At 67.6% G+C, this 13,854-nt stretch carries 11 protein-coding genes; 2 read left to right on the forward strand and 9 right to left on the reverse strand.

Annotated features, from left to right (window positions below; genetic code table 11):
• The 8 genes from CA984_RS35965 to CA984_RS36000 all read right to left on the reverse strand — a co-directional run.
• Positions 1-1,153, reverse strand: a 1,153-nt coding sequence (locus CA984_RS35965; protein WP_165781536.1) for a cellulase family glycosylhydrolase, incomplete at its 3' end; no start/stop codon positions are given.
• A gap of 214 nt (positions 1,154-1,367) precedes the next feature.
• Positions 1,368-2,456 (reverse strand): mannose-6-phosphate isomerase, class I, encoded by a 1,089-nt coding sequence (gene manA, locus CA984_RS35970; protein ID WP_086577872.1) that lies wholly within the window; start codon positions 2,454-2,456, stop codon positions 1,368-1,370.
• Positions 2,457-2,526: 70 nt separating this feature from the next.
• Positions 2,527-4,491: a cellulase family glycosylhydrolase gene (locus CA984_RS35975; protein ID WP_086577873.1), complete on the reverse strand. Its 1,965-nt coding sequence runs from the start codon at positions 4,489-4,491 to the stop codon at positions 2,527-2,529.
• 58 nt (positions 4,492-4,549) lie between these two features.
• Positions 4,550-5,464 (reverse strand): ROK family protein, encoded by a 915-nt coding sequence (locus CA984_RS35980; protein WP_086577874.1) that lies wholly within the window; start codon positions 5,462-5,464, stop codon positions 4,550-4,552.
• On the reverse strand, positions 5,461-7,851 hold the full coding sequence (locus CA984_RS35985; RefSeq protein WP_086577875.1) for a glycoside hydrolase family 2 protein: 2,391 nt from the start codon (positions 7,849-7,851) through the stop codon (positions 5,461-5,463). The genes CA984_RS35980 and CA984_RS35985 overlap by 4 nt, the downstream gene beginning before the upstream one ends.
• 40 nt (positions 7,852-7,891) lie before the next feature.
• Complete coding sequence (locus CA984_RS35990; RefSeq protein WP_086577876.1) at positions 7,892-8,851, reverse strand: carbohydrate ABC transporter permease; 960 nt, start codon at positions 8,849-8,851, stop codon at positions 7,892-7,894.
• Positions 8,851-9,789, reverse strand: a complete 939-nt coding sequence (locus CA984_RS35995) for a carbohydrate ABC transporter permease (RefSeq protein ID WP_086577877.1) — start codon at positions 9,787-9,789, stop codon at positions 8,851-8,853. Before CA984_RS35995 ends, CA984_RS35990 begins: the two co-directional genes overlap by 1 nt.
• A gap of 72 nt (positions 9,790-9,861) precedes the next feature.
• A complete protein-coding gene (locus CA984_RS36000) occupies positions 9,862-11,121 on the reverse strand; it encodes an extracellular solute-binding protein (protein ID WP_086577878.1) in 1,260 nt (419 codons plus the stop codon).
• Between the two features lie 246 nt (positions 11,122-11,367).
• Between CA984_RS36000 and CA984_RS36005 the strand changes: the two genes are divergently transcribed.
• Positions 11,368-12,402 (forward strand): LacI family DNA-binding transcriptional regulator, encoded by a 1,035-nt coding sequence (locus tag CA984_RS36005; RefSeq protein ID WP_207621160.1) that lies wholly within the window; start codon positions 11,368-11,370, stop codon positions 12,400-12,402.
• Positions 12,403-12,497: 95 nt separating this feature from the next.
• The gene (locus CA984_RS48370; RefSeq protein ID WP_242676361.1) at positions 12,498-12,950 is read left to right on the forward strand and encodes a hypothetical protein; all 453 of its coding nucleotides are present in this window, start codon (positions 12,498-12,500) and stop codon (positions 12,948-12,950) included.
• On the opposite strand, the gene CA984_RS36010 is transcribed toward CA984_RS48370, so the two are convergent.
• Positions 12,916-13,368, reverse strand: coding sequence for a YdeI/OmpD-associated family protein (locus tag CA984_RS36010; protein ID WP_086577880.1), 453 nt, complete (start codon positions 13,366-13,368; stop codon positions 12,916-12,918). The genes CA984_RS48370 and CA984_RS36010 overlap by 35 nt on opposite strands.
• Positions 13,369-13,854 lie beyond the last annotated feature (486 nt).

Genomic DNA, 13,854 nt, shown 5'->3' on the forward strand with positions numbered 1-13,854 from the left:
GGCGGTCGGAGTGGGCGCGGAAGGCGGCCAGCTCAGGTGCTCCGGCGAGCACGCCGAACTTGCCGTCGATCTCCCGGTCCTGGTACCACCAGAAGCCGGTTCCGTCGCCGCCCTCCTGCTCGAACGCCTGGAAGATGGCGTTCCACCACTGGGTCCGGTCGACGTTGTGGACGTTGAACTCCCCCATGTAGAAGGGTTTGCCGATCACGTCGTGCGATTCGCGCACCCAGGTGCGTACCAGCGCCTGGGTCTCGGCGATGCTCAGGTCGGCCCAGTGTTCGGTGGGATACGGGTGGGCGGAGGTGAAGTCGATGGAGGGCGACTGGTGGATGTAGACGAAGGGGTTGCCCTCGTCACCGCCGAAGCCGAACCGGGTCTCGTGGGCTTCCAGCCCGGTGCCGAGCATGTGGTTGGGGTCGATGCCCTTGATGAAGGCACCCATCTCGTCGACCCACTTGCGCAGGGTGATGCCGGTGGTGTTCTCGTTGGGCGTCTGGTTCTCATAACGGGGCTCGTTCATGAGCTCCCAGGCGAAGATGGTGGGGTCGTCCTTGTACTTGACGCCGCTGTAGTGGTTGGTCCGGTTGAGGGCGTAGCTGACGTAGTTCTTGTAGGAGGTGAAGCAGCCCGGGCAGGCGGTCTTGTTGAAGAACTTGCCGCGGGCCGGCTGCCCGCCGGACAGGCCCTCCCACTCCAGGCGCCGGTCGATGCCGCCGTAGGCCTCCCAGTAGTTCTCGAAGACGGGCAGGAGCTTGACCCCGTGGGCCTTCGCCGACTGGATGATGTAGTCGAACAGAGCGAACTGCTGCTCGTTGTAGACGCCCTTGGCGGTCTCGAAGCCGTGCCAGTTCTCGTGGCTGAACATCCACAGCCGCAATACGTCGACCTTGTCGGCCTTGAGCCTCGTGAAATGCGCGTCGATGCGATTCTTGTCGATGTATTGGGTCTCGGTGTCACCTGAGCCGCTGCCGAAGGTGAACATGTCGTAGGTGTTGGCTCCGGCGAAGAAGTACTTGTTGCCGTTCAGGCAGAAGTTCACTCCGCAGCGGTAGGCGAATCCGGCGGGTGCCGCCGAGGCGGAGGGGGCTCTGACCACGATGACGCCGGCGATCGCCAGCACCGCTGCGAGCAGGACGACCAGGGCGATCGGCAAGCGTCGCCTCAGGGTGGGGGGATGGACATTCATCGGCTTGTTGTCTCCCTGAATTGATGGGACGGCCGGGCGGCGCCATACCCGGTCACCTCCAACTCAAGAACTTAACCAGTTAAGTTTCAAGGGTTTCGCAGACATTGATTTCATGTTTCATAAATCTCTGTGGAGCGTTCCAAAAGGAATGGATCGCATATAGCGATCTGTCCTCCTCTTTTCAGGAGGCATGCGTCCCGGGTTCCGCACAGAAGACTTCACCGTCGACGCCGAGAGTGGGCGGTGAATGGGTGGCCGGGATGAAGAGCGATTGCCCTTGCCGTAGCTGGACGTGATCGACGGAGGCCGTTCCTGTGGTGCACAGGAGAATGCGGGGTGCCGTACCCCGCAGGCGCCACCCGGTGCCGTGCCGAATACGACGGAGCCGGAACTCGGGTGACGGGGTCTCGTACTCGCCGGTCGCGGCGGGGAGGACCCGCAGGGGGAGCGCATCGGGATCGGTGATGCGAAGCAGTTCTGCTCTGTCGACCGGTTTTCCGGTCAGGCCCGCGCGCACGACGTTGTCGGAGCTGCCCATGATCTCGACGCCGAAGCCCTTGAGATAGCAGTGCAGGACTCCGGCTCCCAGGAAGAGCGCCTGGCCGGGGTGAAGTTCGTGGCGCCGCAGCAGAAGCGGGGCCAGGCAGGCCGGATCGCCTGGGTACTGTCGCGCGAGCCGGGCGATCAGAGCATAGTCGGGGTGGTGGACGGCGGAGGCCGCCCACACCGCCCTGTCGGTGATCTGCCGCCGTTGAAGGAGCAGGTCGAACCCTTCCCGGACGGCTCCGGCTCTCAGCAGGGCCGACACCTCGGTCAGCTCTGCCATGCCGAGCCGGTCGAGCAGCATCGCCGCCTGCTCGGGTGGGCGGAAACCGGCCAGGGCGGTGAACGGTGTGAGCGCGCAGATCAGTTCCGGTTTCGGCCACGGGTCGTCGTACATGCCCCGGGAGTGGCCGTCGGCGGCCTGCTCGGCGTTCGGGTGCACTTGCAGTGACAAGGGGCGGGCGACGGAGATGACTTTCATCAGGTACGGCAGGCGCCTGCCGTAGCGGCCGAGCACGTCGGCGCCAAGAGCCGCCAGGGGGTCGGCCGCGATGAGCTCTGCCAGGGAGTGGCCGGTTCCGGCCAGGGTCGAGGGTCCGGCGGGGTGGGCTCCCAGCCACATCTCGGCCTCCGGATCAAGGGTGGGATCGGGCCTTTCGGTGAGCGTGGCGATGTCCGTATGAGATCCCCAGGGATAGTTCTTGACGGGGTTGTCGAGGAGGTGCACGGCTACTCCTGGATCGGAGGTCGGGGATGAGGGCGCGGGCACCGCCTCGTGCGCCACCCGCGCCCTGTGGTCATTCGGCGCGGACGTTGTCAAGGTGGAAGGTGCCGGGACCGGCCCAGGTGAAGATGGCGCGGACGTCGGCCAGGTCCTCGGGAGCGCACGACAGCTCAGAGAGCAGGTCGGCCTCGATCGTGGCCGTGGTGGCGGGGTTGTGGTACCCCCAGGTGGACTGACACCAGGTGTGGCCGGGGCCGGTCTGGAAGGCGACGCTGGTGGAGGTGCCCACGGTGGCGCTGCGCAGGTCGAGTTTGAGTGTTCCCTTGGCCGACAGGTCGATCGGTTCGGCGAGGGTGGCGCCGAACCAGCCACCACCGGTGGCATCGACGCGAAGACCATGGGTGCCGTCGCTGGCGAACTCGTCGGAGTGCGCCACAGAGCCGGCGTCGCTCTGCCAGGAGGCAGGGCCCCAGCCCTGCACGCCCTCTTCGAAGGAGAACAGTGTGATCGCGGCCCCCGGGTCGGACTTGACGGTCACGGTGATCTCTGCGGTGTCGGAGAGCCGGAGCAGGGTGTCGCGCACGGTGTAGGTGGCGCTTGCCCGGCCGCTGAAGCCGTCGGCGGGGGTGAAGGTGACCGTGCCGGAGGCGGCGGTGAAGGTGCCCTGAGCGGTGGTGAGCGTTTTCTGCCGGCCGGCCTTGGCGGGAGCGAGGTCGAGGCTGCTGGGGCGGATCTTGACCAGGTAGGCGATGTCGTTGGCGACCGCGTCCACGGTGACGGCAGTGCCGTAGGGGGTGACGGCGCTGTCGTGGTCGGCCACCGGCGCGAAGATCGGCAGCCTGCCGCGCATCATCGCCGAGGCGTTGGTGACGGTCTGACACACTGGGCTGGGGCAGTAGACGGTGAACCCGTCGTAGTCGGGGTAGAGCGTGCCGTCGTCCTGGGTCCCGGCGATCATCCAGTACATGAAGCCGTCGCCGCCGCCGAGCACGAAGGTCTCCAGCCACCTCTGGTAGGTGGGGTTGCGGGTGGCCTTGTCCTGCAGCCCGAACTCACCGAGCAGCACGGGTTTGCCGATCGCGCGGGCGTCGCTCAGATGCCGCCTGATCCATGTGGTGCCCCAGGCGGCGTCCTTGCTCCAGTGGTCGGGATACAGGTGCAGCGACATCAGGTCGATCTTGGGCAGCCTGGTCAAGGCGACGGTGTCGATGCCTTCGGAGCAGTCCTCGGTGAAGTCGGCTCCGCCGGGACGACAGTAGAAGCCCTCGTCGCCGACGCTGAGGAGGTGTTCGGAGTCGACGGCCTTCACGTGCCGGGAGATCTCATCCGCCCAGGTGGTGAGGGTGGTGGTTGAGCAGGAGGGTGAGGTGGGGTAGTTGCCTGAGCCCTTGCACCGCGGTTCGTTGGCCAACTCCCACGCCATGACGGTCGGGTCGTCTTTGTAGGCGACGCCGGTCAGCGGATTGACCCTGTTGAGCAGGTGACTGATCCAGTTCTTGTACCAGCCCTTGATCGTGGGATCGGTGTAGAAGTCGTCGTGGTGTTGCCCCTTCGCCCAGCGCACATACTGGTCGATGCCGCCGTAGGCGCTCCAGTTGTTGACGAAGGGTATGACGAGCTTGATACCTGACTGCCGGGCCTTCCACAGCACGTAGTCCAAGTGCGCCAGGCCGTCGGCACCGTCGTTGTAGGCGGGCTTGCTCCCGTCCCAGTACTGGAAGTAGACGCCGTCTTCCTTGTGGTGGATGGAATCCGACCCGTCCTGGTGGCCGATGTCGAGAAAGCCCCAGGTGCGTATCACCGACAAGTCAGCCTTCTTCGCGCGGGCGAAGACGTCGTCGACCATCGTTTTCGACTTGTACATCAGGTAGTAGCTGTTGGTGCCTGCGAACCGGAAGGGTTTGCCGTCCAGCGTGAGGTGGCTCCCTCTGCGGGTGACGAGTCCCGGGTCGCCGGTCGTGGCGCTCGCCGCACCAGGCGCGGCGAGCAGGCCCGCGATAACTGCGGCAACCAGGGCGACCAGCCATGCTGCTTTCATCGTGTGCTCCTTGAAGGGCGGGGGGCAGACGCTTCAGGGCTTTTGAAGGTCGTGGGCTTCAGGGCTTTTGAAGGTCGTGGAGCAGGATCAGAGCGGCGGCGCCGAACAGGCCGGCGTCACGCCCGAGGGCGGTGAGGTCCACCCGCAGCCGGCGCAGGAAGCCGAGCCCGGCGTTCTCCGCGACGGCCTGCCTGAGCGGGTCGAGCAGTATCGGCCCGGCGGCGGCCACGCCCCCTCCGATGACGACGTGGTCGAGGTCGACCAAGGCCGACGCGGTGAGGACGGCGGTCGCCAGAGCGCCCGCGGCGCGTTGGAAGGCGAGCGTCGCGACGGTGTCACCCGCGCGGGCGGCGGCGGTCAGCGCTACGGCGTCGTGCCCGTTCCAGCCGTTGGCGCGGGCCCAGCGGACCATGCCCGGTCCGCTGGCGACGGTCTCGACGCACCCGACGGCACCGCAGGGGCACGGGTCGCCGCCCGGATCGACGGTGATGTGGCCGATGTGGCCGGCATTGCCGGTCGGGCCGAGGTACGGCCTGCCCTCAAGGACGAACCCGCCGCCCACCCCGGTGGAGACGACTATGCCCAATACCGCCCGGGAGGGGGCTCGGTGCGGCGACGCGCGCCACCACTCCCCCAGCGCCATGCACTGCGCGTCGCCCGCCAGCCGTACGGGCAGGCCTGGCAGCATCTGCTCAAGTGTTTTGACCAGTGGGAAATCACGCCAGCTCGGGATGTTGACCGGGCTGACCGTCCCGGTGCAAGGGTCGAGCGGACCCGCCGAGCCCACACCGATCCCATCAAGACGATCGGCAGACACCCGCTCGGTGATCTTGGCGATGGTCTGCGCCAGTGCTTCCTCCGCCGAACGGGAACCCGACAGCGCCACCTCGGCGCGAACCTGGATCTCACCGTCGGCGCTGATCGCCGCCGCGGCGAACTTGGTGCCGCCGATGTCGACGGCCAGGACGGTCACGGCCGAACCTCGTTGACGCAGCGCAGCACGGGACTGCTGGTGAGGGCCGCCGGGTCGAGCTGTCGCCGGGTGGCGATGTGGAAGGTGGCGCTCTCCCCGGGGAGCAGCGTCACCAGCATGTCGTTGACCGAGGCGGCCGGGTCGAGACGGTCGGGGAACAGCGCCAGCTCGCGCAGGAGGGTACGAGCGGTCACGGTGACCTGGTAGCCGCCTTCGACCACCTCGGCGTGCGCGTCGTGAACGGCCTCGGGGAAGGTGACCTGGGTGTCTTCGGCGAAGAAGGAGATCGCGCGCCGGTCCCCGAGCCGGGCCACGAGCAGTTCGGCCGTGGGATCCCCCGGGACGGCGACCGGATCGGGCAGCGGGATCACCACCACCGAGCGGGGCGCCACCTCGACGGCGGCCGTCTCCTTGGCCAGCGGATCGCCGTCCAGGCCGAGCCGGAGCAGTTCCAGCTCGCCCGCCCAAGGGCACGGGCCGTCGTTGATCACGGCCACGGCGCCGTCGGCGACGGCCAGCAGGCGGTCGTCGTAGACGCGGCGCAGGGCGTACCACAGGGGTTTGCGCCGCCCGGCGCCGTCGACGGCCGACCAGGAGGTGACCGGCCAGCAGTCGTTGAGCTGCCAGACGATCGTGCCCGCGCAGTACGGCGCCTGGGCGCGGAAGCGCTCGATGCCGTAAGCGACCGCCCTGGCCTGGTTGAGCTGGGTCAGGTAGTGCCAGTCGTCGTAGGCGCGCGGCGCGGGCAGGTGCTCGCCCAGGCCGCGCAGCAGCTTGGCGTTGCCCTCCTGGGCCTTCTGGTGGTGCAGCACCAGGGGCGCGTCGGCGGCCAGCTCGCCGCTGACCGCGGCGCGCAGCGTGGCGTGGACCGGCGGGCCCTGGAAGCCGAACTCGGCCACGAAGCGGGCTCGGTAGTCGCCGTAGCGGGTGTAGTCCTCGCGGTTCCACACGTCCCAGATGTGCAGGGTTCCGCGCGCCGGGTCGTTGGGCGGCAGGTCGGGGTCGCCGGAGTAGGGGCTGCCCGGCCAGTAGGGACGGGTGGGGTCCAGTTCGGCGACGACCGCCGGCAGCAGCCCGTGGAAGAAGCCCGCCCCCCAGGTACGGTCGCCGAGCCCCTCGCGCCAGCCCCAGTCGGCGTGCCCCTCCAGGACCTCGTTGTTGCCGCACCACAGCGCCAGCGAGGGACGCCAGGCCAGGCGGATGACGTTCTCGCGCGCCTCGGCCTCCACCTCGGCGGTGAAGGGCTCCTCCTCGGGATAGGCCGCGCAGGCGAACGGGAAGTCCTGCCACACCAGCAGGCCCAGCTCGTCGGCCAGGTCGTAGAAGTCCTCGCTCTCGTACAGCCCGCCGCCCCAGACGCGCAGCAGGTTGACGCCCGCCCCGACGGCCTGGCCGAAGCGCTCGGCCAGGCGTTCGCGGGTGATCCTGGCCGGGAAGCAGTCGTCGGGGATCCAGTTGACGCCGCGCACGAACACCGGCACGTCGTTGACCACCACGGTGAAGGCGTCGCCGGTCCGGTCCAGCCGGACGTCACGGAACCCGATCAGGCCCGTCCACGTGTCCTCCCCGGCCTCGCCGTCCTGTCCGGACAGGCGCACGATCAGCTCGTAGCGGTCCTGCGCGCCGTACCCGCGCGGCCACCACAGCCGGGGGTCCGGTACCCCCACCGCCAGGACGGCCTCCCGCTCGCCGGGGGCCAGCACCGTTTCCGCCGCGACTCCCGCCACCTGCGCGGTCAGCGTGAGGGGAGCGTCGGTGGCGCGCTCAACCGTGACATGCACCTCGACCCGCCCATCCCCGCTCACCAGCGGCCGCACCGAGGCCAGCCTGGCCCCGTTCCAGCTCTCCAGGCCGATGGGCCGCCAGATGCCGGAGGTGACCACCGCCGGACCCCAGTCCCAGCCGAAGTTGCAGGCCATCTTGCGGATGAACTGGTACGGCGCCTCGTAGGCACCGGGCCGCTCGCCCAGCTCGGCCCGGCGCGCCTCGGCATAGGCCACCGGGGAGGCGAAGCGTATCCGCAGCGTGTTCTCGCCCTCGCGCAGCAGCTCGCGCACGGGAAAGCGGTAGGAGCGGTGCTGGTTGGCCGTGGACGCGACCTCCACGCCGTTGAGCTCGACGACGGCGACGGTGTCCAGGCCCTCGCAGACCAGGTCGGCGCGCTGGTGCCCGTCGTCGTGCCAGTCGAAGACCGTCTCGTACTCCCAGGCAGAGCGGCCGATCCAGGTCAGCCGGTTCTCGTTGTCGTCGAGGTAGGGGTCCTCGATGAGCCCGGCGGCCAGCAGGTCGGTGTGAACGCACCCGGGCACCGTGGCCGGGACACCGGAGATGTCCCCACCCGCCTGGTGAAGAGTCCAGCCGTCGTGCAGCGGACGGTAGGTGCTCAAGTCGGTTCTCCTTGGTGAAGAGGAATCAGTCCGGGCCAGGTCAGCCCTTGAGACCGGACATGGCGATGCCGCGCGTGAAGTGCTTCTGAAACAGCAGGAAGAAGACGACCGTCGGCAGCGAGGCGAGCAGCGACGCGGCCATGATCACGCCCATGTGCTGTGCCCCGGTGAAGGCCGAGTTGAGCCGGGCCAGCGCGACGGGAAGGTTGGCCATCTGGTCGCTCTCCACGATGATCAACGGCCAGAGGAAGTTGTTCCACTCGTTGAGCATCACGAAGATCGACATCGCGGCGAGCGCGGGTCGCAGCAGCGGCATGACGACCTGCCACCAGATACGCCACTCCCCCGCGCCGTCGATCCTGGCCGCCTCGATGAGGTCGTTGGGGATCGACTGCAGGTACTGCACGAGGAAGAAGACGACGAACGCCTTGGGGATCGCCGGGACGATGTAGCCGAGGTAGCTGTCGATCCAGCCGAGATTGCGCACGACCAGGTAGTTGGGGATGAGGGTGGTCTGCCAGGGGATCATCATCGAGCCGAGGATCATGAGGAAGATCACCTTGCGGCCTTTGACGTCGTGCTTGGTTATCACGTAGGAGGCCAGGGAGGCGGCCAGCAGGGCCAGAACGGTGACCGCCGCGGCGATGACGACGCTGTTGATCGCGAACCGCCAGAAGCCGAGGTCCACCTCGGTGAAGCGCTGGAACAGACCGGCGACGTGGCCGGGGGTGTCGGCATCGGGCCGCCATGCCGGATCGCGGTAGCCGACGGTCGTCGGGCTCTCCGGAACGAACGACGGCGGATTCCGGGTGATCTCCGACACCGGTTTGAAAGCAGTGATCACCATCCAGTAGAACGGCACGATCATGGTGATCGCCAGCAGATAGAGCGGCGCCTTCGCCCACCCGACCCAGGACGTGGGCCGGTGAGGACGGCCGGGGATGCCGCTGCGGCGCGCGGGGGTGGCCGTGGGCGGGACGGGTCTGGTCTCGACGGCCATCACAGCTCCCTGGTGGCGCGGCCGACGCGCAGCTGCACCATGCTGATGACGAAAATGATCAGGAAGAGGGCCCAGGCGATCGCGGAGGCGTAGCCGAGCTGGAACTTGGTGAAGCCCATGTCGTAGAGGTAGGGAACGATCATCAGACCGGAGTCGAGCACGCCGCCCACGCTGCTGACCTGGCGGAAGACGATGTAGACCGCTTCGAACACCTGGAAGGCGGCGATCATCGTGGTGACGACCACGTAGGTCGTGACCGGGCGCAGCAGCGGTAGGGTGATGCTCTTGAACTGCTGCCAGGTGGTGGCGCCGTCGATCCTGGCCGCCTCGTAGTACTCCTCGGGGATGGTGTTGACGCCCGCGACGAAGATGACCATCGCGTAGCCCATGCCGGACCAGGTGGCCATCAACACCATGATCGGGATGGTCAGTCCGGGGGTCGCGAGCCAGGCCACCGGATCGACGCCGAACCAGCCGGCCAGTGTGTTGGCGAGGCCGTAGTCCTCCGCGGCGAAGATCCAGCGCCACATCAGGAAGAGGGCGATCGTCGACGTGACCGACGGCAGGAAGAAGATCGTGCGCATGAGGCGGTCGCCCCAGCCCTGCCCGCGGAAGGCGAGTGCCAGCACCAGGGCGAAACCACTGGTGAGCACCACTGCCGCGAGCACGTAGACGAGGGTGTTGGACAGCGCGTGCATAAAGCGCTCGTCCTGCAGCAGTCGTTCGAAGTTGGCCAGGCCGACGAACTCCGGGGGCCTGACGCCGTTGAACTTGGTGAGGCTGAGGTAGAGCGAGTTGAGCAGAGGCCAGATCAGAAAGCCCGCGAACAAGGTCAGGAACGGCAGGAGCATCACGTAGGACGTCATGTTCCGCCGCACACGCCGGGCGCCGGAACCGGTGCGAGGCCCTTTGCGGTGGCCGCCGGTGGCAGTGGCCATCGTGTTCCCCTTTCGGTGAGGACCGGACCGGCCGCGCCGGAGGGCGCGACCGGCCGGAGGCGAGGATGGGGGTCAGCCGGCGTTCTGCTCCATGATCTTGGCGGCGGCGTCGAGAGCGGGCTTGGCCTCGGACTTGCCGTAGATGACCTCCTGCAGCTTCTTGGTCACCTCGGCCTGGCTGGTCTCCCAGCCGGCGCAGTTGGGAGGGCCGTATCCGGCGGCGAAGGCGGCTTTGATCGCCTCGATCTGGTCGGGGGTGGCGGGCAGGTTGCCGATGTTGTCGGTCAGAGGCGAGATCCACAGCACGCCGCGTGACGCGGCGGCGTCGGTGATGACCTTGACCGCCTCGGGGGTGTAGAGGGACTTGATGAAGTCGGCGGCCTGGGCAGCGTGCTTGCTGTAGGACATGACACCGACGATCCGCCCGCCGATGAAGGCGCCCTGCCCGGCGGGGCCCGCGGGCAGCGGGGCGGTAGCCCACTTGTCCTTCATCTTCGGCTGCGCGGTGTCGACGGCCTTGATCTGCCAGCTGCCACCGGAGACCATCGCGACACCGTTGGCCAGCGCCGCGGGCACCTCGGCCGTCTGGGTCGGCGCCTTGTACTTCTTGTACAGATCCGCCCAGTAGTTGAGGGCGGTGACGCCCGCGTCGCTGTTCAGCGCGGGCTTGCAGTCGGGGGTGTAGAGCGCGCCGCCCGCCTGGCGCAGGAAGTTGAAATACTGCAGCCAGTCGATGTTGCCCCAGTCCATCGAGTACGGCACCTTGACCCCGTCGTCTTGGAGCCTGTCCATGGCGGAGGTGAGCTCCTCCCAGGTCTTGGGCGGCTCCACCTCGGCCTTCTCCAGCAGGTCTTTGCGGTAGTAGGTCAGATAGACGGTCATGTCGAGAGGGGTGCCGTAGACCGCTCCGTCCCGAGAAGTGATCGACTCCCAGACACCCTGCTGCGTCTTGGCCTTGACCGCCTCGGGGATTCCCTGCTCTCGCAGGTCGACCATGCCGCCCAGACCACCGAACTCGATGCCCCACGACAGGCCGCCCGAGACGATGTCGGGGCCGCTCTTGCCGGTAGCCGCCGCCAAGACCTTGGCGTGGCCGTCGTCCCAGCTCAGCGCGGAAACCTTGACCTTCACGTCCGGATGGCTGCGGGTGTAGAGGTCGGCGGCCTTCTGCATGACCAGGGCCTCGTCTTCCGAACCGGTCATCCAGAACGTGAGGTCGGCCGGACCGGTGGTCGGGGCCTGTTCTGCGGCAGGGGCGGTGCTGGTCGCGCAGGCGCCGGCCAGCAGACCGATGGTGGTGATGGCGGCCATGGTGGCTATGCGCTTGTTCACGGCGTCCTCCTGCTATGGGGGGTTGAGGCAGAGTTAACTTAACCGGATAAGCAAGATGAAAGTACGATCGCCATGACAACGATGTCAATGGAACGTCGGTGATGTGACCCATCCTTAACCAAGGCCCGCGAATCCGACATTTATTGACAAATGCCACACAAGAGGAGGGGGTCCCCCGGGGGCGCACAGAACCTAGTAAAGTTCGCGGTGACAACACGTCACATAACCGGTTCAGCTGGGGGTTCCGTGAAGCGACCGACGATCGCTGACATCGCTCGCCGGGCAGGAGTGTCCAAGGTCGCGGTCTCCTATGCGCTGAACGACCGTCCGGGCGTGTCAGAGGCCAGGCGGAACACCATCAAGGCGATCGCCCGAGAAATCGGCTGGCAACCCAACAGCGCCGCGCGTGCGCTCAACGGAGCACAAGCCTGCGTCATCGGCCTGGCCGTGTGCCGCCCGGCACGGATCCTGGGCATGGAGCCGTTCTTCATGGAGCTGATCAGCGGCATCGAAACCGAGCTCTCCGCCCACTCCTACGCGCTGCTCCTGCAGGTCGTGCACAGCCAGGAGCAGGAGTTGCAGGTTTACCGCAGGTGGTGGGGCGAGGGCCGCGTCGACGGCGTCATCCTGGTCGACCTGCACTTCGACGACCCGCGCGTACCCGGGGTGGAAGAACTCCACCTGCCGGCCGTGGTGGTCGGCCACCCGTCGCAGACGGCCTCGCTCGCACCCATCTGGTCCGACGACAGTGCGGCCATGCGGGAGACGGTGGAATACCTCGCCGCACTCGGCCATCGCCGGATCGCCCGGGTCGCCGGGCTACCCCAGCTGGTTCACACCGTCCTGCGCGACCAGGCCTTCGCCGCGACGTGTGACGAACTCGGTCTCACCGGTCACACCATCGTGCACACCGACTACACCGGCGAACAAGGGGCACACGCCACGCGGCGGCTGGTCAGCGCCGCGAACCGGCCTACCGCCATCGTCTACGACAACGACATCATGGCCGTCGCCGGACTTTCGGTCGCGCAGGAGATGCAGCTGGAGGTGCCCACGGATCTGTCCCTGGTGGCCTGGGACGACTCTCCCCTCTCCCAGGTGGTGCGACCCGCCCTGACCGCGCTCAGCCGCGACATCCCCCGCTACGGGGCGCAGGCCGCGCAGAGCCTGCTGGCGTTGATCGCAGGTGAGCACGTCACCGGCGTCCAGGCCGAGACGGCCAAACTCACCCCGCGAGGCAGCACCGGCGTGCCGAAAGAACAGTCAGCTTCTCGGCCGTAACCCGAACACCCCGTGGTCCTGCCGTACAGGCCGGGTTTGCGTAGCTCCGGTTCAGCGGCGAGGAACGGTAAGTCCGCGCTCAGACCATGTAGGACATGATCTTACTCTTTGCGGAGGTCTTCACAGCTGTTGAACAACTCTCCAACCGAAATCTCGAGAGCGTCGGCGATCTGAAAGACGTTGCCCAGCCGGGGACTGCACATGCCGTTCTCGATGCGCTTGATGGTCTTGATGGTTTTGCGGTCGACCTCGGCGATTTCTCCGAGTCGTTCCTGGCTGAGTCCTCAGCCCTCCCGCACGTCGCGCAGCCGCATGCCGAACCGCCTGCGCAGCTCAGCGATGCGCGGCGTGATCGGGTCGGAAACCTACCCGCGGCGGCGCGCATGATCCTCCAAGGCCTGCACCGAGTTCAGGGACGCGGACCCACCGGGAAGGCGGCCCCCGGGTGCGCGCACCCGGCCCGGCCGGCCGTACCCACCGGTGCGATCCGGCGCCCCGTCGTCTACCGTGCGCTCAGCGCCGGGTACGGCCCTCTCGCAGCATGGTGACCGTCTCGTCGAGACGGCGCTGCCGGGTCTCGTCCTTCTTCGCGCTCTCGATCCAGGTCGCGAACGACAGCCTCTGGGTGTAGGACAGGCCGTCGAAGAACCGCTTGGCGTCCGCCTCACCGTCGAGTGCCTCCGTGAGGTCGGGCGGCAGCGTCACCTCGCGAGGCTGGGTGTCGAGCTCGATCTCGACGTCCACCTCCTCGCCGCCGGCGACGCCTGCGCCCTTGCGGTGATCGGCGTTGATGGGGAGCATGAACCCCCCTCCCATCGGTGCCACGCTGCTGCGGTAGGTGTAGCCGTTGATCGTGACCTGGACCCGCGGCCGCTTGCTCGACCCGAGGCTCTCGATGACCTCCTGCGGAACTTGAATACCGGTTGTGGTCTTTCCGCTGAGTATGACTACAGTGCGAAATTTCATAGAAAACCAAGTCCTTTCACTTCTTGCAGTTGAGTGCGAAGCATTCCGGGCACAAGGGCCTTCACAGGAAGCGTCCCCAGCCGGCGTCGGAGCCCTCGGCGGGTGAACGTTGTCTCACCTCCCGCCCGACGCGCGTCCCCGCCCGCGTCCTTTCAAGGGACGGTCTCAGCAGGCCCGGGCAACCCAGGTGGCCACCACGCGCGCCTACGGTCGCGCAGCGGTCCTGTACGGCGGGGACGGCAACCGGGAGGCTCGCGTGTGGCACTGCCTGATCGCGCATTCATCGCCTCCCCGGAGGCTTACTGCTCACGGACAGAGAACCGGGCGACGCGCATTCGACGCCGAACACGCCGGACGGTGACATCATCACGCGTGGTCGCGAGGCGGCGCATCTTCCAAAATGCGGAATCGACGGACACCCGGAGCCCGGTCATCTCCGCCGGCGCACCACGGCCCGGGCCGTGGTGCGCCGGCGGAGATGACCGG

This window comes from Streptosporangium minutum (genome assembly GCF_002149035.1).
GTDB lineage: Bacteria > Actinomycetota > Actinomycetes > Streptosporangiales > Streptosporangiaceae > Streptosporangium > Streptosporangium minutum.